Origin of the sequence: Mycolicibacter acidiphilus (assembly GCF_018455725.1) — a bacterium.
GTDB lineage: Bacteria > Actinomycetota > Actinomycetes > Mycobacteriales > Mycobacteriaceae > Mycobacterium > Mycobacterium acidiphilum.
In genome coordinates, this window is sequence record NZ_JAHCLR010000015.1 from 101,746 (window position 1) to 119,704 (window position 17,959).

The 17,959-nt window shown below is 71.5% G+C and carries 15 protein-coding genes and 3 riboswitches; of the genes, 7 read left to right on the plus strand and 8 right to left on the minus strand.

Annotation, left to right across the window (positions count from 1 at the left end):
* Positions 1 to 160: 160 nt before the first annotated feature.
* Complete coding sequence (locus KIH27_RS10000; RefSeq protein ID WP_214092792.1) at positions 161 to 574, plus strand: GNAT family N-acetyltransferase; 414 nt, start codon at positions 161 to 163, stop codon at positions 572 to 574.
* Between the two features lie 404 nt (positions 575 to 978).
* Here KIH27_RS10000 and KIH27_RS10005 read toward each other — a convergent pair whose 3' ends face one another.
* The gene (locus tag KIH27_RS10005; protein WP_307856835.1) at positions 979 to 1,356 is read right to left on the minus strand and encodes a hypothetical protein; all 378 of its coding nucleotides are present in this window, start codon (positions 1,354 to 1,356) and stop codon (positions 979 to 981) included.
* A gap of 134 nt (positions 1,357 to 1,490) precedes the next feature.
* On the opposite strand from KIH27_RS10005, the gene KIH27_RS10010 reads away from it, so the two are divergent.
* Complete coding sequence (locus tag KIH27_RS10010; protein WP_214092793.1) at positions 1,491 to 1,946, plus strand: hypothetical protein; 456 nt, start codon at positions 1,491 to 1,493, stop codon at positions 1,944 to 1,946.
* Positions 1,947 to 1,956: 10 nt separating this feature from the next.
* On the opposite strand, the gene KIH27_RS10015 is transcribed toward KIH27_RS10010, so the two are convergent.
* From KIH27_RS10015 to cobN, 5 genes are all read right to left on the minus strand, one after another.
* Entirely contained in the window at positions 1,957 to 3,405 is a 1,449-nt protein-coding gene (locus KIH27_RS10015; RefSeq protein WP_214092794.1) for a SulP family inorganic anion transporter, read from the minus strand.
* Positions 3,406 to 3,490: 85 nt separating this feature from the next.
* On the minus strand, positions 3,491 to 4,261 hold the full coding sequence (locus KIH27_RS10020; RefSeq protein WP_214092795.1) for a cobalt-precorrin-6A reductase: 771 nt from the start codon (positions 4,259 to 4,261) through the stop codon (positions 3,491 to 3,493).
* Positions 4,258 to 5,733 carry a cobyric acid synthase gene (locus tag KIH27_RS10025; RefSeq protein WP_214092796.1) on the minus strand — a complete coding sequence of 492 codons (1,476 nt, stop codon included), beginning with the start codon at positions 5,731 to 5,733 and terminating at the stop codon, positions 4,258 to 4,260. Before KIH27_RS10025 ends, KIH27_RS10020 begins: the two co-directional genes overlap by 4 nt.
* Complete coding sequence (gene cobF / locus KIH27_RS10030; RefSeq protein ID WP_214092797.1) at positions 5,733 to 6,470, minus strand: precorrin-6A synthase (deacetylating); 738 nt, start codon at positions 6,468 to 6,470, stop codon at positions 5,733 to 5,735. Before cobF ends, KIH27_RS10025 begins: the two co-directional genes overlap by 1 nt.
* Positions 6,467 to 10,042 carry a cobaltochelatase subunit CobN gene (gene cobN / locus KIH27_RS10035; RefSeq protein WP_214092798.1) on the minus strand — a complete coding sequence of 1,192 codons (3,576 nt, stop codon included), beginning with the start codon at positions 10,040 to 10,042 and terminating at the stop codon, positions 6,467 to 6,469. The genes cobF and cobN overlap by 4 nt, the downstream gene beginning before the upstream one ends.
* A gap of 31 nt (positions 10,043 to 10,073) precedes the next feature.
* Positions 10,074 to 10,217: riboswitch (cobalamin riboswitch) on the minus strand.
* Positions 10,202 to 10,384, plus strand: a riboswitch (cobalamin riboswitch). (Overlaps the previous riboswitch by 16 nt.)
* 37 nt (positions 10,385 to 10,421) lie before the next feature.
* On the opposite strand from cobN, the gene KIH27_RS10040 reads away from it, so the two are divergent.
* The 5 genes from KIH27_RS10040 (at position 10,422) to KIH27_RS10060 (ending at position 15,615) form a co-directional block, all read left to right on the plus strand.
* Positions 10,422 to 11,609, plus strand: a complete 1,188-nt coding sequence (locus KIH27_RS10040; protein ID WP_214092799.1) for an ABC transporter substrate-binding protein — start codon at positions 10,422 to 10,424, stop codon at positions 11,607 to 11,609.
* Complete coding sequence (locus tag KIH27_RS10045) at positions 11,606 to 12,646, plus strand: FecCD family ABC transporter permease (protein ID WP_214092800.1); 1,041 nt, start codon at positions 11,606 to 11,608, stop codon at positions 12,644 to 12,646. Before KIH27_RS10040 ends, KIH27_RS10045 begins: the two co-directional genes overlap by 4 nt.
* Positions 12,643 to 14,394 carry an ATP-binding cassette domain-containing protein gene (locus KIH27_RS10050; RefSeq protein ID WP_214092801.1) on the plus strand — a complete coding sequence of 584 codons (1,752 nt, stop codon included), beginning with the start codon at positions 12,643 to 12,645 and terminating at the stop codon, positions 14,392 to 14,394. Before KIH27_RS10045 ends, KIH27_RS10050 begins: the two co-directional genes overlap by 4 nt.
* Positions 14,391 to 14,960 (plus strand): DUF7676 family protein, encoded by a 570-nt coding sequence (locus KIH27_RS10055; protein WP_214092802.1) that lies wholly within the window; start codon positions 14,391 to 14,393, stop codon positions 14,958 to 14,960. The genes KIH27_RS10050 and KIH27_RS10055 overlap by 4 nt, the downstream gene beginning before the upstream one ends.
* A gap of 64 nt (positions 14,961 to 15,024) precedes the next feature.
* Positions 15,025 to 15,615, plus strand: coding sequence for a DUF7676 family protein (locus tag KIH27_RS10060; protein ID WP_214092803.1), 591 nt, complete (start codon positions 15,025 to 15,027; stop codon positions 15,613 to 15,615).
* Here the strand turns inward: KIH27_RS10060 and KIH27_RS10065 are convergent, their stop codons facing one another.
* Both KIH27_RS10065 and KIH27_RS10070 read right to left on the minus strand, forming a co-directional pair.
* Positions 15,616 to 17,259 carry a PPE family protein gene (locus KIH27_RS10065; protein WP_214092804.1) on the minus strand — a complete coding sequence of 548 codons (1,644 nt, stop codon included), beginning with the start codon at positions 17,257 to 17,259 and terminating at the stop codon, positions 15,616 to 15,618.
* A gap of 31 nt (positions 17,260 to 17,290) precedes the next feature.
* Positions 17,291 to 17,478, minus strand: a riboswitch (cobalamin riboswitch).
* Positions 17,459 to 17,959, minus strand: a 501-nt coding sequence (locus KIH27_RS10070) for a PPW family C-terminal domain-containing PPE protein (protein ID WP_504739467.1), incomplete at its 5' end; no start/stop codon positions are given. Its footprint overlaps the riboswitch before it by 20 nt.

Here is a 17,959-nt window from a genome sequence, read left to right on the forward strand (position 1 = left end):
GAACGCCGCGAATCGGCATCCTCCCTGAGGGTTCGCATTGCCGCTGCTCACACCGCGGTGTCTGCCAGCAAGGTCACCGGCCGGCCGGTCGACCCGAGGGTTCAGGCGCTCGTCGACGCCCACCCGCGCCCGCCTCGCTTCGTCAAATCCAGATGGCGCCGTGTACTCGACCGATGCCGCGCGCGTTGACCGCGACTGGCTCTGGGCTGAGCTGACCGAGTACACCTACTGGGCCAAGTACCGCACCAGGGAGATGTTCGACCGCCAGCTCGATCATGCCTGGCGCATCGTCGGCGCCTACCGGCCCGACGGCGCGATGATCGGGTTCTGCCGGGCGTTCTCCGACGGTGCTGCGATGGCCTACCTGGCGGATGTGTACGTCGCACGCGATCAGCGCGGTCGGGGTATCGGCCACGGGCTGGTGCGGGTGATGATCGATGACGGACCCGGCCGGGACTTTCGGTGGATGCTGCACACCGGCGATGCTCACGGACTCTATGAGGCGTTCGGCTTCGCCGCTGCCGACACGACGTTCCTGGAGCGACGGCCGCGACTGCCACACGTTCGCGACTGACCACCGACATGAGCCGGGGTTACCCCCAGTTCGGGTTTCATCCACAGGCCGGAGGTCCGGTGGGCCCTGGTACGCCGATGTTGTCAGCGGTCGTTTTTAGCGTCGGGGTATGGCAACAGCCAGCGGCGCAACACAGGCCCGGGAGCGCATCAGTGCAGCTCTCACTGCAGTCGACGCTGCTTATGCCGTGTTGCGGGCGACGTCATCGGATCTGGTGGGCAACGACTTTCGGGTCGACGTGGCCGACCGCCTGGAAACCCAGCAGCGGATCAACCGCGGGCTGATGTACCGCTACTTCGGAGAACTCGCCGACCCACCCGACGGTCCGGGTGCCACCGACAGGGTCCGCACCGCTCTGTGGCGGCGGTCGCGGGTCGCCCCACGACGAGGATCAGTAGCCCGGCTCAGCGGTGGGCAACCAGGTGGGCCGCGCGGTCCTCCTCATCCGGCCGAACACAACCGGCACCGGTGGATTTCAGCTGCCAGCGGACGGTGTTCCCGTCGGGGTCGATCACTTCACCCCCGGCAAGTGCGCAATCGATCAACTGACGGACCCGTTGCTCATCGGCGGGGTCGGCGGCGAACAGCACCCGCAGCACGACCTCGTCACCGGCACCGGCACCGACACCGCGGACCTGATTGCTGACGTGGTGTGGTGCGAGCGGGCACGGCGGCGGGTGGTCCCAACCGCCGCACAGCACGTTGGCGATCGCACCGCCGGGGCCGTTCGGGCTGCCGCCGGCCTGCATCACAACGACCGCGTCGTGCGCGTAGGCGATCACGTGGACAGTCTGCCCCAGCCCGCTCCAGCCCCAGGTGTGGCGAGCATTACCGTCGTCCAGCTTGTCTGTGACTGGTTTACACAGATACGTTGGCCGGAACCCGCAGACACAGAGAACCGGGAGGGACCGGCGGTATGAGCGCGATCGCGGCGGCAGTCATCTTCGTCTGGTTGGGCATGGTGGCGGCGATCTCGTTCCTGGAAGCCCCGCTGAAGTTCAACGCGCCGGGCATCACCATCCAGCTGGGACTGGGGATCGGCCGTCTGGTGTTCCGGGCGCTCAACGCCGTCGAGATCGTGCTGGCCGCCGTCGTCCTGGCGACCGTGCTGCCGGGCGGCGCCGATCGGCCCGGAGCGGTGCCGCTGGCGGCGATCGGGGTCGCGGTGGTGGTACTGGCCGTCCAGACCCTGGCCGTGCGGCCGCGGCTGCGCCGCCGCGCCGACGCCGTGCTGGCCGCCACAGCCGAACCGGCCGGCGGAATGATCGAGCGCTCCCACGCGCACTACGTGTACGCGGCCCTGGAGGTGGTGAAAGTGATCGCGCTGCTGACCGCCGGTGTCGGTTTGCAGATCGCGATCGCCGCCGGCTGACGCGGCGACGTCAACCGCGGTCGCGCGGACAGACCGGCTGCCTGACCCCGACCGTTCCCCCGGTGGCGCAGTGTTGCTGCCGCCAATCATCGATCGCCTGCTGCGCCGCGTGGTCGAGGTAGCTGGTCTGGACGTCGACGGTGACCGACGCCCCTGTCGGGACGCCAGCCAGCACCCGGGTCAGGGCGGGCACCGACAGAAACGTGCAGGCCCCCGACACCCGGACGGTCCAGGCGTCGTCGTCGTGGGAGACGGCGTCGACCTCGGCGCGAATCACCCGCCAGCCGGTGAACGCGATGGCCAGCAGCAGGCCGATCAGCACCCCGTCGAGCAGGTTTCCGAAGACCACACCCAGCACGGTCACCAGGTAGACGGTGAAATCCCGATTGCGCCGGGCGGTTTCGATGTGCGCGAGGTTCAGCAGCTGAACGCCGATGACGACCAGCAGACCCGCCAGCGCGGCGGTGGGGATCCGCTGCACCAGCGCCGCGAACGGCAGTGCGAACAGCAGAATCCAGATCGCGTGCAGGATCGCCGAGGCGCGGGTTCGGGCGCCGGCGTCGATGTTGGCGGAGCTGCGGACCATCACCCCGGCGATCGGCAGCCCGCCGAGCGCACCGCAGACGATATTGCCGACGCCCTGCGCAACCAGTTCGCGGTCGAAATCGGTGCGCGGCCCGGCGTTCATCCGGTCCACCGCCGCCGCGGTGAGCAGGCTCTGCACACTCGCGATCAGTGCGACGGTGACGACGCCGGCCGCGAAGCCGCCCCACCCGCCGGTGGGCAGGGTCGGCAGGTGCACCGCATCGGCCAGCGACCCGTCGAACGTGACCCGGTCGACGTCGAACGGCAGCACCACCGACAGCACGGTCACGCCGACGATTCCCACCAGCGGCCCGGGCAGGTGCGACAGCGGTGCGGGGACGCGCTGCCAGGCGATCAGGACACCGATCGTCACGACGCCCAGGATGAGCTCCTGCCCCTGCACCCCGACGAGTTGGCCGGGCAGCCCGACGATGTTGCGCCACGCCGAACTCTTGGACTCCCCGCCCAGCAGCACATGCAGTTGCTGCAGCGCGATCGTGATCCCGATGCCGGCCAGCATCGCGTGCACCACCACCGGTGCGATCGCCAGCGCGGCGCGCGCCACCCGGGTCAGGCCCAGCAGTAGCTGCAGCATCCCCGCCGCCGCCGTCATCGCGCAGGTCACCGCCCAGCCGAACTGGTCGACCAGACCGGCGACGACCACCGTCATCGCGGCCGACGGACCGCTCACCAGCAGCGGCGATCCGCCCAGTACGCCCACCACCAGCCCGGAGACGACGGCGGCGGTCAGCCCGGCGAGCGCCGGTGCACCGGAGGCCATCGCGATGCCCAGCGACAGCGGCAGCGCCACCAGGAACACCACCAGCGACGCCGGCAGGTCATGACGGCAGATCGAGCGCAGCGCGTAGTGCATCGGTCGCTCCCCTGCTCGCTCCGCGGCTGTCTTGGATATACGTCGAAAGGCCCTAGCGCAGACCGTATTCGGCGGAGGTTACGTCTCAGTCCTCCGACGTTGCGGATGTGTGAACATCTGCGCCGAAGTCACCGAGCACCCACCCGAGCACCTGCTCGACGTCGTGCACGACCTGCAGCCCGGGCGGCGGCGCCGGTCGACGCACGATGACGACCGGCACACCGAGTTCCTCGGCGGCAACCAGCTTCGGCCAGGTGTACTCCCCGCCGGAGTCCTTGGTGACCAGCACGTCGGCGCGGTGCGCCCGCAGCAGCGCGATCTCCCCGGCGAGTTCGTACGGTCCCCGGTCGGCCCGGATCTGCCAGGCCACCGGCAGTTCGATCGCCGGCGGATCGACGACTCGGGCCAGCACCGCCGAATCACGCAGCGCCGGCAGGTAACTCGCCAGCTGTTGGCGCCCGATGGTCAGCAGCGGCCGCTCCCCCAGTTCGGCGGCGAGTTCGGCTGCCTGACCGTGGGTGTCCACCCAGCGCCACGACGGCCGGGCCCGTTCGGCCCACCCGGGACGTTCCAGACGCAGCAGCGGCCGGCCGGCCGCCCGACACGCTGCGACGGCGTTGGCCGACATGGTCGTGGCGAACGGGTGGGTGGCGTCGACGACGGCGTCGTAGCCCGCCAATGCCGCACGCAACCCGTCGATTCCGCCGAACCCGCCGACCCGCACCGCCCCGGCCGGCAACCGGGGGTCGGCGACCCGACCGGCCAGCGACGTCGTCACGTCGACGCCGGCGGTCACCAGTCGCGCGGCCAATCCCCGGGCTTCGGCGGTGCCGCCGAGCAGCAGCACCCGCGTCACGGCGCCCCCGGCGGCAGGAACGGCAGACCCGGCGGCGGGCCGTCATGCACCAGATCGAGCAGCGCGTCGACGTCGAGGTGCGCTTCGATCAGGTCGGCGATCAGGTCGATGCGGCGTTCCCGGGCGGCCGCGAAGGAAACGGTTGACGGTGCCAGGTCCAGGGTTTCGCGCAGGAACGCCGCACGCAGCGCGTCACCCTCCAGTGCGCCGTGCCACATGGTGCCGAAGACGTGACCGGCCCGCGCCCCGCCGAGGAACTCCTCGGCCGCGTCGCCGCGGGTGATCCGGCCGTGGTGGATCTCGTAGCCGGTCGCCGGTACCCCCAGTCCGATGCCGGTCGGCAGCCGCAGGACTTTGCTTGCCCCGAACCGGGTTTCGACGTCGAGCAGCCCCAGCCCGTCTACCTCCGCCGGTGTGCCCTCGATCCCGTCGGGGTCGCGCACCGCCGTACCCAGCATCTGAAAGCCACCGCACACCCCGAACACCGGCTTACCGGCCGCGGCATGTTCAAGGATCGCCCGATCCAGTCCGCGCGAGCGCAGCCAGGCCAGGTCGGCGATCGTGGCGCGGGTGCCGGGCAGTACCACCAGGTCGGCGTCGGCGATGCCGCGCGGGTCAGCCACGAACACCACGTCCAGATCGGGCTCCAGGCCGAGCGCGTCGACGTCGGTGAAGTTGGAGACCCGCGGCAGTCGGATCACCGCCACCCGCCTGGCACCGGTGCGCGGTGATCGGCGCCCCTCCAGGTCCAGCGAGTCCTCGGAGTCCAGCCACAGGTCCGGGTGCCAGGGCAGATTGCCGAAAACCCGCCGCCCGGTGAGTCGTTCGAGATCGCGCAGCCCGGGTTCGAGCAGCGTCTCCTGGCCGCGGAATTTGTTGACGATGAAGCCGACCACCAGCGCCTGGTCCTGCGGCGACATCAGCGCGACGGTGCCGAAGAACGCCGCGAACACCCCGCCGCGGTCCACGTCACCGACGACGAAGGTCGGCAGCCCGGCGTGGACCGCCAGACCCATGTTGGTGAAATCCCCAGCGCGCAGGTTGATCTCGGTGGGGCTGCCCGCACCCTCGGCGACGATCACGTCGTAGCGTGCGGCGAGGTCGTCGTAGGCGGCGTGCGCCGTCGTCGCCAGCGCGCTGCGCCGGGTCTCCCAGGACGAGGCCGCGATCTCCCCCGCCGGGCGTCCCATCAGCACCACATGGCTGAGCCAGTCGCTGCCGGGTTTGAGCAGCACCGGGTTCATCGCCGGCTCCGGCGTCACCCCGGCGGCCAGTGCCTGAATCCACTGCGCCCGCCCGATCTCGGCCCCGTCACCGTCGGCGCCGGCGACCACCATCGAGTTGTTGGACATGTTCTGCGCCTTGTACGGTGCGACCGCCACGCCGCGGCGCACCAGGGCCCGGCACAGGCCGGTGGCCACCACCGTCTTGCCGGCGTCGCTGGTGGTCCCGGCGACCAGCAGCCCGCCCATCAGCTGCGCCGCACCAGGAAGACGTCCATCACCCAGCCGGCCTCGGCCCGAGCCGCGGCCCGGGCGGCGCCGATCTCACCGGCTACATCGGCGACCCGGCCGGTGACCAGGCGCTCCCCGGCGGCACCCAGGTTGGCACCCCACCAGATCGTCCAGTCGTCCAGCCCGGACAGGTCGACCTCAGCCGGGTTGAGCATCGCGACGATGTTGCGCTGCCCGGCGGCGACGGTCTCGGCGAGCCGGCGACCGGTGGTGATGTGCACCGGGGCGCCCACCTCGTGCAGCACGATGCGGTGCCGGGCGGCCAGCAGCTGCGGGGCGCTGATACCGGGCAGCACATCGAAATCCAGGTGCACCCCAAGGGCTTTGACCTGCTCGACGATGCGGATCGTCGAGTCGTACAGCGCCGGGTCGCCCCAGACCAGGAACGCTGCGGTGCCGCCGCGCTCGCGCAGCACCGCGGCGTAGCGGGCGGCGCGCTCGGCGTGCCAGTCGGCGACGGCGGTCGCATAGCCGGCGGCGGTCAGCCCCGGGGACCGGTCGCGTTCCGGGTCGGGGATCGCGATGATCGGCACCGTCGGCGCGTAGGCGTCGACGACGGCCCGGCGCAGCGTGAGCCGGCCGCTGTCGGCGCCGTGGTCGGCGGCCAGCACGTAGTCACAGCCGGCCAGCGCTTCGGCGACCTCCGGCGTCACCTGCCGCGGCCCCATGCCGATGCCGAGAATCCGAACTCTCACCGATCCTCCAAGTCCCCTTCGACTTCCAGGTAGGCCTGCGCCAGCGCGGCCAGCGTGGCCGGATCCGGCTCGGCCCACAGCCCGCGATCGGCGGCCTCCTGCAAGCGTTCCACGATGCCGTGCAGCGCCCACGGATTCGACTTGTCCAGGAACTCCCGGGTGGTCGGATCCAGCACGTACTCCTGCGCCAGTTTCTCGTACATCCAGTCGTGCACCACCCCGGCGGTGGCGTCGAATCCGAACAGGTAGTCGACGGTCGCGGCCAGTTCGAACGCCCCCTTGTAGCCGTGCCGGCGCATCGCCGAGATCCAGCGCGGGTTGACCACCCGGGCCCGGAACACCCGGGCGGTCTCCTCGGCCAGCGTGCGGGTGCGCACGGCGTCCGGGGACGTCGAATCCCCCACGTACGCCTTCGGGTCGGTGCCGGTCAGGGCCCGCACGGTGGCGATCATGCCGCCGTGGTAGACGAAATAGTCGTCGCTGTCGGCGATATCGTGCTCGCGGGTGTCAATGTTCTTGGCGGCCACCTTGATCCGCCGGTAGTTGACCCGCATGTCGTCGGCGGCCGGCGCGCCGCCCAACCCGCGCCCGTAGGCGAAACCGCCCCAGGTGGTGTATACCTCGGCGAGGTCCTTGTCATCACGCCAGGTTCCGGACTCGATGACCTGCAGGATGCCGGCGCCGTAGGAGCCGGGCGCCGACCCGAAGATCCGAGTGGTGGCCCGGCGCATATCACCGTGCTCCGCGAGGTCGGCGCGGGCGTGAGCGGCCACGAAATTGTCCGCGTCGGGTTCGTCGAGCGCCGCCACCATGCCGACGGCGTCGTCGAGCATCTCCACCACGTGCGGGAAGGCGTCCCGGAAGAAACCCGAGATGCGCACGGTCACATCGATTCTGGGCCGGCCGAGTTCCGCCAGTGAGATCAACTCCAGGCGCGACACCCGCCGGGACGCCTCATCCCACTCGGGGCGGACCCCGAGCAGCGCCAGCACCTCGGCGACGTCGTCGCCGGAGGTCCGCATCGCCGAGGTCCCCCACACCGACAGGCCCACCGACTCCGGGTAGCCGCCGGTCTCGTCCAGGTAGCGCTGGATCAGTGAGTCGGCCATCGCCTGGCCGGTCTGCCAGGCCAGCCGGGACGGCACCGCACGCGGGTCGACGGTGTAGAAGTTGCGTCCGGTGGGCAGCACGTTGACCAGGCCGCGCAGCGGCGAACCGGACGGACCGGGCCGCACGAACCGGCCGTCGAGTGCGGCGATCACCGAGTCCAGTTCGCCGACGGTGCCTCCCAGTCGCGGAACCACCTCGGCGGCAGCGAATTCCAGCACCCGGCGCACCTCCGGGTCGTCATGCAACCCGGCTGCGGCGGCCGCATCCCAGCCGGCCGCCTCCATCGCCTCGACCAGCGCCCGCGCCTGCTGCTCGATCTCGTCCACCGCCACCGAAGCAGCGTCTTCCTTCAGTCCCAGCGCCGCCCGCAGGCCCGGCACCGCGTGGTCGATCCCGCCCCATACCTGCGCGGCGCGCAGGATCGCCAGCACCAGGTTCACCCGCGCCACACCGACCGGCGCCCCGCCGAGCACGTGCAGGCCGTCGCGGATCTGGGCGTCCTTGATCTCGCAGAGCCAGCCGTCGACGTGCAGCAGGAAGTCGTCGAATTCCTCGTCTTCGGGTCGCTCGTCCAGGCCGAGGTCGCGGTGCATCTCCGCGGCGCGCATCAGGTTCCAGATCTCGCCGCGGATCGCCGGCAGCTTGCCGGGGTCCATCGAGGCGATGTTGCCGTACTCGTCGAGCAGCTGCTCCAGCCGGGCGATGTCGCCGTAGGACTCGGCACGGGCCATCGGCGGGATCAGGTGGTCGACGATGGTGGCGTGCGCCCGGCGTTTGGCCTGCGCGCCCTCCCCCGGGTCGTTGACCAGGAACGGGTAGATCAGCGGCAGGTCGGCGATCATGGCGTCGGTGGCGCAGGCCGCCGACAGCGCGGCGGTCTTACCGGGCAGCCATTCCATCGAGCCGTGCTTGCCCAGGTGCACCACCGCGTGCGCCCCGAAACCGTGTGCCAGCCAACGGTAGGCGGCCAGGTAGTGGTGGCTCGGCGGCAGGTCCGGGTCGTGGTAGATCGCCACCGGGTTCTCCCCGAACCCGCGGGGCGGCTGGATCATCAGCACCACGTTGCCGGATCGCAACGCCGCCAGCACGATCTCGCCGGCGTCGTTGACGAACAGCTTCCCCGGCGCCGGGCCCCACGCTTCGGTCATCGCATCACGCAGTTCGGCGGGGAGTTCGGCGGTCCAGTCCCGATAGTCCTGCGCACTCACACTCACCTGGGCGTCGGTCAGCTGCGCCGCCGACAGCCAGTCCTCGTCCTGACCGCCGGCTTCGATCAGGGTGTGGATCAACCGATCCCCGGCCTCGGTCTCGTCGGCCACCCCGAGCACCCCGAAGCCGTCGCCGACGTCGTAGCCCTCGGCGGCCAGCCGGTGCAGCAGGCGCACCGCCGACACCGGGGTGTCCAGGCCGACGGCGTTGCCGACCCGGGAATGCTTGGTGGGATAGGCCGACAGCACCAGCGCCAGCTTCTTGTCCGCGTTCGGAATGCGGCGCAGCCGGGCATGATTCGCCACCACTCCGGCCACCCGGCGGCAGCGTTCGGTGTCGGCGGCATAGTGCGGCAGGCCGTCGTCGTCGATCTCCTTGAACGAGAACGGAACCGTGATGATCCGGCCGTCGAACTCCGGGATCGCGATCTGGGTGGCCGAGTCCAGCGGGGTGACGCCGTCATCGTTGGCCTCCCACTCGGCCCGCGAGGACGCCAGGCACAGTCCCTGGAACACCGGGATGTCCAGCGCCGCGATCCGCTCGATGTCCCAGGCGCCGTCGTCGTCGCCGGCGGAGACCGTCGCGGTGGCGTTGATCGCCCCGCCGGCGGCCAGCATGCAGACCACCACCGCGTCCAGCTCCGACAGGGCCGCGAACAGCTCGGCGCCGGCGTTGCGCAGCGACGCCGCGAAGATCGGCCGTCCGACCGCGTACCCGGTGGCGTCGATCGCGTCGGCCAGCGTGTGCGCGAAACCGGAGTTGCCGGCCACCTCGTGCGCCCGGTAGTAGAGCACCCCGACCCGCACCCGCTCCGCCGCCCCCACGACGTCAGCCCGATCAGCCCAGCCCCATTCCGGGATCACCGTCGGCTCGTCGAAGCCCTCCCCGGTCAGCAGCACCGTGTCGCCGAGGAACGCGTGCAACTGCGCGAGGTTGGCCGGCCCACCCTCGGCGAGGTAGGCGTGCGCGGCGGCGGCCAGCCCGATCGGCACCGTCGAGCACTCCATCAGCTCCGCGTTGGGGGTGCGTTCACCGCCGAGTACCACCAGCGGTCGCCCGGTCGCCCGCAGCACTTTGAGCTCGTCGACGATTTCGGCCGATGAGCCGAGCACCCGCAGCACGATCACGTCGGCGCCGGCGACCACCGGCGCGATGTCGTGCCGGGACGGGTTGCCCAGGGCGTAGTCCGCGCCGCTGGCACGTGCCGAGAGCAGGTCGGTGTCGGATGTGGAGAGCAGAGCTATACGCCGCATGGTGGGGTCCTCCCCGGGGTTCTCGCCCCGCATAGTCGGATGCCCCGCGGCCAGTATCTGGCTATCGGGTGCATGACCCACACAGTGGCGGAACCGCCCCGGATTCCCACCGGGTTCCTGATGCCACGAGACGGCGGCCAGCGTAACGCAGGCCGCCGCGCGACTTCCATGCAACAATGTCGCCGGTAAGGCGATGACGACGCAGGAATCCGGTGGAAATCCGGAGCGGTCCCGCCACTGTGATCGGGGAGTGACCCTCAGCAGCCACGGCTCATCCGAGCCGGAAGGCGAGGCGAACGGTGATCCGAGAGCCAGGAGACTCGCGTCATCGCATCCTGCGGACCGGGGCGGTGCACCCCGAGGAAGCTGATGTCGGCCTATGTCAGCACCCAGACCAGGTGCCCTGCGGACCGTCGCCGCGCTGATCGCCGCGGTGACGCTCACCGCGACCGGTTGCGCCCCCGACCGGCCGGCCATCGCGGGTCCCCGCGCCGGCTGCATCACCGACTTCGACCCGGCGGTCGACTACTTCCCGGACAAGTCGACGGTGCTCGACGCCGTCAACTTCCGCCTCGACTACCACCGCAGCTACCAGGTCCTCACCGTCGAACAGCCCTACCCGGGCGGCCGGCCGGTCTCCTACGTCCTGGTGCGCTGCGGCGCCCCCGCACCGGAACTCACCGGTGATCTGGCGCGGGCCCAACAGATCAGCACCCCGGTCACCGGCCTGTTCTCGACGTCGACGACACATCTGGGCATGCTCGCCGAACTGGACCGCACCGACGTCGTCACCGGGGTGGGCAACCCCGCCCTGGTCGTCAACCCGGCGATCCGGGACCGCCGAACCGTCGGCTTCGCCCCGGGCGGCCGGTTGAACGTCGAGGCGGTGCTCGGCGCCGCCCCGGACGTGCTGGTGACCGGCGGCCTCGACGACCCGGGGTACCCCCGGCTGCGCGACGCGGGCATCGGGGTGGTCGCCGACGCGGAATGGCTGGAGCCCAGCCCGCTGGGCCGGGCCGAATGGGTGAAGGTGTTCGCCGCGCTGACCGGCACCGAACGCCGCGCCGCACAGGTCTACGACGGTGTCCGGACCGCCTACCGTCGGCTCGCCGACGGCGCCGCCGGGACCGCGCCGGCCGACGTGCTGCCCGGCAGCATGCACCAGGGCATCTGGTCGATGCCGACCGGCAGCGGCTACGCCGGGCGGCTGATCGCCGACGCCGGCGGTGCCTATCCCTGGGCGGCGGCGGCCGGCCCGGAGTGGCTGAAGCTGAACTTCGAATCGGTGTATGCCCGCGCCGGGCGGGCCCCGCTGTGGCTGGTCACCGACGATTGGCGGACGCTGCCCGACGCGGTGGCCGCCGACCCCCGCTACGCCGAACTGGCCGCGCTGCGCGACGGCGGGGTGTGGTCGGCGACCCGCACGCTCGGCCCGGGTGGCGGCAACGACTACTGGGAGCGGGGCACGGCCCGGCCGGACCTGATCCTGGCCGACCTGATCGCGATCCTGCACCCGGACGCCGCCCGCGATCACCGGTTCGAGTTCTACCGGCAGGTGGCGGCGTGACGCGCCGGGCGCCGGTGGCGCTGCTCGCGCTGGCCGCTGCGGTGGTGGTGCTGACCCTGCTCGGCCTGGCGGTCGGGCCGGTGCGGGTGCCGCTGGCCGACACGATCCGGGTGCTGGTCGGGGCCACACCGTCGGACGGGCGCTGGCAGGTGATCATCTCCGCGGTGCGGCTGCCGCGGGTGCTGACCGCGATCCTCTGCGGCGCCGCACTCGGGGTCGCCGGCCTGCAGATGCAGACGCTGTTCCGCAACACCCTGGCCGACCCGTACGTGCTGGGGGTCAGCAGTGGAGCCGGCCTGGGGGTGGCGCTGGTGGTGTTGGCCGGCGGCACTGCGGGCGCGGGCTTCACCGCCGGCGTCGGCGACGCGAGCCGGGCCGGGATGGCGGTGGCCGCGGCCACCGGGGCCGCGGCGGTGCTGGCCCTGGTGCTGGCGCTGTCCCGCTGGACCCGGTCGGTTGCGACCCTGCTGCTGGTCGGCGTGATGGTCGGCGCCGCCACCAGCGCCGTCGTCGGTGTGCTGCTGGTCTACGCCGACCCGCAGCGGGTGCAGCAGTACCTGATGTGGGGGCTGGGCAGTTTCGCCGGCACCGGCTGGGCCGATCTGCGGCTGCTGGGGCCGCTGACCGCGGTGGGGCTGGCGGCGGCGGTGCTGACGGTCCGGGAGCTCAACGCGCTGCTGCTCGGGGAGGGCTACGCGATCACGATGGGCGTCAACGTGCGCCGGGCCCGGCTGGTCACGGTCGCCTCCGCCGCGCTGCTGGCCGGGGTGACGACGGCGTTCTGCGGACCGGTGGCGTTCCTGGGGCTGGTGGTGCCGCATCTGGCCCGGATCGTCGTCGGCACCTCCGATCACCGGGTGGTGCTGCCGTCGGTGGTGCTGCTCGGGGCGGCGCTGGCGCTGGGCTGCGGGATCGTCAGCCAGGTGCCGGGCAGCGACCTGGTGGTGCCGCTGAACGCGGTCACCGCCCTGATCGGTGCGCCGATCGTGGTCGTGGTGCTGCTGCGCAGCCGCCGCGGTGTGGGGTTGGCGTCATGACCGGCGGCATCGAACTGCGTGCGGTGAGCATCGGTTACCGCCACCGGCGGCGCACCGTCACCGTGGCCACCGGCCTGACGGCGCTGGCCCGCCGCGGTGAGTTGACCGTGCTGCTCGGCCCCAACGGCGCCGGCAAGTCCACCCTGATCCGCACCCTGGCCGGGCTGCAGCCCGCGCTGGACGGCACGGTCCGGCTCGGCGGCACCGACCTGACCCGGCTGACCGCCGTCGACCGGGCGCGCCGGGTGGCGGTGGTGCTCACCGACCGGGTCGAGGCGGGACTGCTGTCCGCCCGGGAACTGGTGGGGCTGGGCCGGATTCCGCACCTGGGCCTGAGCGGCCGACTCGGCGGCGACGACGCCGCGGTGGTCGACTGGGCGCTGGACGCGGTGGGCGCGCAGCAGCTGGCCGGCCGGCCCGCCGCGGAACTCTCCGACGGCGAACGGCAGCGGGTGCTCACCGCGCGGGCGCTGGCCCAACAACCCGAGTTGCTGGTCCTCGACGAACCGACCGCGTTCCTGGATGTGGCGGCCCGGGCCGACCTGCTCGGGCTGCTGCGCCGGCTGGCCCGCGAGCAGCAGTTGGCGGTGCTGCTCAGCACCCACGACCTGGAACTGGCGCTGCGGCTGGCCGACCGGGTGTGGCTGCTGGACCCGGCGGGCGGTCTGACCGACGCGGTTGGTGAGGAGCTGATGCTGTCCGGGCGTATCGGCGCGCTGTTCGACGGTGACACCGTGCGTTTCGACGCGACCGGCGGCGTGTTCACCTGCCGATCCGACGACGACGGGCGGGGCGCCCGCATCGACGCCCCGGAACCACTGCGCACCGCCCTGGGTCGGGTGCTGTCCCGGGAGGGTTTCAGCGCCGACGGGCCCGCCGAGATTCTGGTCGCCGCAACCGAACCCGACGCGATCACGGTGCGCACCGGCACTGTTGCGGAGACGACGGCCGCCCTGGGTGGGCTGCCTACGCTGCTGCGCGGCCTGCCGCCGCAGTTGCCGACGTGCGCGCCGGCGGCACAGGTGACGGCCGTGTTGACCGAGATAGCCTCGGTCAGTTCGTATTTCGAGGTGACATCCGGCCCTGTCGAAGGTGCGGGGTGGCGGCCGGTGCGTGATCTCTACACCGAGCCGGACCTGATCGCCGACGCCGTCGAGGGGGTGCGACGGCGCATCCAGGCGCCGGATCTGCGGGTCGCGGTGTCGACGTTCTTCCTCGGGTTCGCCGCCCGGCTGTGGTCGATCGGCATCGGTGCGCTGGCCGGGCACCGACTGCTGGTCGACCTGCACCCCGACCAACTGCGTTACCGAGAACACGACGGCCGGATTCACCTGCACCTGGTGGCCCCGACGGCCTGGCAGGTGCCCGATGCGGCGCAGGCCGTCCCAGCGCTGGCCGACGCCGTGCTCGACGCGCACCTGAGCCCACTGGCCGAGGCGGTCCGCCGGCTCGGCCCGATCTCGGCGAAGCTGCTGCGCGGCAACGCCGGTTCCGCCGCCCTCGGCGCGGCGCGGGCGTTCGACCGGCACCACGGTCGCCCGCAGGGCCCGGGCTGGGAGTTGGGCCGGGCGCTGTGCGAGGACGAACGCCTCACCGGCACGGTGCTTTTCACCGAGTCCGGCATCTGCTACCGGCGCACCACCTGCTGCCTGTTCTACCGCACACCCGGCGCCGGGCTGTGCATCGACTGTGCGCTGGACCGCAAACCCGGGTCCGGGCCGGACAAAGCCAGGAAGGAATCGTCATGAGCACCGATGTCGTCGCCGATCCCCCCGTCGTCACCGGCGAGGGAGGCGGGCCTGAACAGTGCTGGCCGCTGCCGACCGACGAGCAGAGCCTGCTGCACCTCATCGAACTCTGCTTCGGCGAGCACTGGCGCGGCTGCTTCTTCGGCATCATGGTGCCGGGTGCGGCCTGGGAGGTGGCCGCCCCCAACGCCCCCGAGCGGATCTCGCTGAGCAACGGCTACGTCACCGTCGACTTCGGTCCGTGGCATTTCCACCTGTGCATCGGTGAATTCACCTCCGACGACCCGGAATCGGCCAGAACGCGCCGATGCAGCCGCGCCGAGTTGTACCGCCGGATCGGCAAGGACGACCGCCCGACGTCGTGGGGGGTGCGCCTGTTCAACGGCAACGGCCAGCAGATGATGACACTGCTGTGCCCGAATCCGTTCCTCACTGATGACCAGAAAGTCCGTGCCGGCGAACCCGATTGGACGAGACTGGAACTCTGGGACCGGCTGCGGGAGCACTACCTGGGGCTCGGATCGGACCCGCTGGACCGTCAAGGAAAAGGCTTCCGGCAGGGCTGACCGGCAGCCCGCCACATACCGAAGGCATACCCCGGAACCACCGGGGAGACAGGAAGGAATCCCGATGACCACCGAGACGACCACCGAGGCGACCGCCGTCGTCGCCGATCCGCCGATCACGCCCACCGAAGACCGCGGCCGCGAACAGCTTTGGCCGCTGCCCACCGATCAGCAGAGTCTGCTGGACCTGCTGCACCTGTGCTTCGACGAGTACTGGGACGAGATCTGGTTCGGCATCATCATGCAGGGCGCGGCCTGGGAGGTGGCCGCCCCCAACGCCCCCACGAAGATCTCGATGCTCGACGGCTACGCCACCGTCAACTTCGGCCGCTGGCACTTCCACCTGTGCATCGGCAAGCACCGCGCCAGCGGATCGGAGCTCGGCCAGATCCGCCGGTGCTCGCGCGCCGAGCTGTACCGCCGGATCAGCAAGGACGGCAAGCCGATGTCGTGGGGCGTGCGCCTGTACAACGGCCGCGACGAACAGATGATGACGATCATGCTGCCGAACCCGTTCATGACCAACGACCAGCAGATGCGCGACGAGCCGGTCTGGAGTCAGCTGGAACTGTGGGACAAGCTGCGTGAGCGCTACCTGGGATTGGGCCCGGACCCGTTGGACCGCACCGGAACCGAGATCCGCTGCGGCGGGTAGCTACTCCGGGCCGGACTCCCAGCTGCCCGGGAGCATCGGGATGGTCGCACCACCGTCCTGCGAACCGTCGGTCAGTGTGGTCAACCCGACCGGTCGCTCCCCCGCATCGACGGCCACCCGGCCGGTGAACCCGAGCCGTCCGGCGCCCCGCTGCGAAGCGGCGGCGCCGGCCGGCACGGGTTCCGGTGTCAGATCCATGTATTCGTGGCCGCGGCCCAGCATCGGGTCCTTCGCCCGGCGACGCCGACGGGCGGCCTTGGCCTGCTCGGCCGGCGCGGCGGCCGCCTCCTCGGCACCGTCCGGTTCCGGCGCCTTCCGCTTGCGGGCGCTGGTCCCCGCGGCCCGTTTCGCCGCCGCATTCAGGCCGCCGACCATGTACAGGTAGCCCGGCATGCCGACCGTCGGCGGCCCGGCCGGGGTCGGCGGCGGCGCCGGTGGTGGCGCACCGGGTGCCGGGGCGGGGGCCGGGGAGGGAGCGGGCGCCGGGGCGGGCGGTGCGGGGGCCGGCGCCGGGGTGGGCGACGCCGGTGGCCCCATCATCAGCGGTGGCGTCGCCGGCATCGGCACCACCGGAACCGTCGGCAGCGCAGCCAACCCCGCCAACCCGGCCAGCCCGGGCAGCGGGGCGGCGACCAGCGGCACCAGTGGCGCGGTCAGCAGCGGCAGGATGGCCGGGATCAGCGCCACCGTCTGCTGGATCAGATAGTGCAACAGTTGCATGGTGTTGATGATCAGCAGACTGATCACCTGAATGCTGTAGCCGACCACCGCACTCATGATCGTCAGCGGATTTCCGGTGGCGAGCGCCAGACCGATGTGGCTCATCGCGTAGGCGAGGTCGCCGGACTGGAATGCGATGAACGTGCCCAGGTCGATGGGTTCGCCGAAGGCCTGTGCCAGGAAGAGCGGGTTGATGTAGAACAGCGGGTTCCCCTCCAGTCCGAGGTAGGGGTCGATCGCCCCGACACCACCCGGATACTGCGGATTGCCCAGCGGCAGAATGTATTTGTTGTACCAGTCGGTGTAGCCGATCTTGTTCAGGAAATCGAGGACATCCTGCTTCTGGCTGACCGGCGGAGTGCTCGACTCGGCGGATCCGGCTTTCGCGATCGCCGGCGCGGGTTCGGTGCGCGCGGCCGCCGCACCGGCCGCCGCCGACCCGGCCACCGCCTGATAGGTACCCATCACCGTGGCGGCCTGCACCCACATCCGGAGATAGTCGGCCTCGTTCAGCGCGATCGGAATCGTGTTGATCCCCAGGAAATTCGTCGCCAGCAACGCCGTGTGGGTGGCATGGTTCGCGGCCAGTTCGGCCAGCGTCGGCATCGCCGCCAGCGCCGCGGTGTAAGCGCCCGCCGCCACCTGCTGCTGCGCCGACGTCACGGTCGCATTCGCCGCCGCCCGCGACAGCCACGCCAGGTACGGCGCGTTCGCCGCGGCGAACGCCGCCGCACTCGGCCCCTGCCAGGACCCGGACTGCACCGCGGCCAGCAGCGCCGTCAATTCGTCTGCGACCGTGTCGTATTCGATGCCCAACGCGGACCACGCCGCCGCTGAGGACAGCAGTGGACCGGCGCCAGGGCCGGCCGACAGCAGGGTGGAATGAACTTCAGGTGGGGACGCCATCCAGATCGGAGCGGTCACGCTCGCCAGCTCTCTCGGGGTACCTCGCCCCGGGTTGAAGCACGCGACGACCGCAGTATCCTGACTCTCGGATCATCACTCGCCTCGCCTTCCAACTCTCAGCAGAGCCGTGGCAGTTGAGGGTCGCTCCCCGATCACAGTGGCGGGACCGTGCCGGAATCACACCGGCTTCCTACCTTGTCATCACCTTACCGGCGCATTATCGCATGCCGTCGGGCCCAGCACCGCATTCTCCGTCCCAGCTGCCCGGCACCATCGGCATCGTCGCCACCCCACCGAACGCGTCGCCTGCCAGCGCCGTCAACCCCGCCGGTGCACCCGCATCCGCGCGCGGCACGGTGTCGGCGAACCCGAACGGCCCGCCGCCCCGCGCCGACGCACTCACCGGGTCGGGTTCGAGATCCATGTACTCGTAGCCGCGGCCCAGCATGCCGGCCTTGGCCCGGCGGCGGCGCTGTCTGCGCGCCTGCTCCTCGGCGGCAGCGGCCTCCCCCGGTGCCGCAGCACGGTCGGCCTCGGCGGCTTTCCGGCGTCGTGCACCGGTGCCCGCCGACCGCCGGGCTTGCGCGCCCATGCCGCCGACCAGGTAGGCGAGCATCTGGACGGGCATCACCGCCGGCCCGGCCGGGGTCGGCGGCGGGGGTGGTGGCGTCGTCGGCAGGGCGGGCGCCGGCGGCGCGGGTGGTGCGGGGGCCGGCGC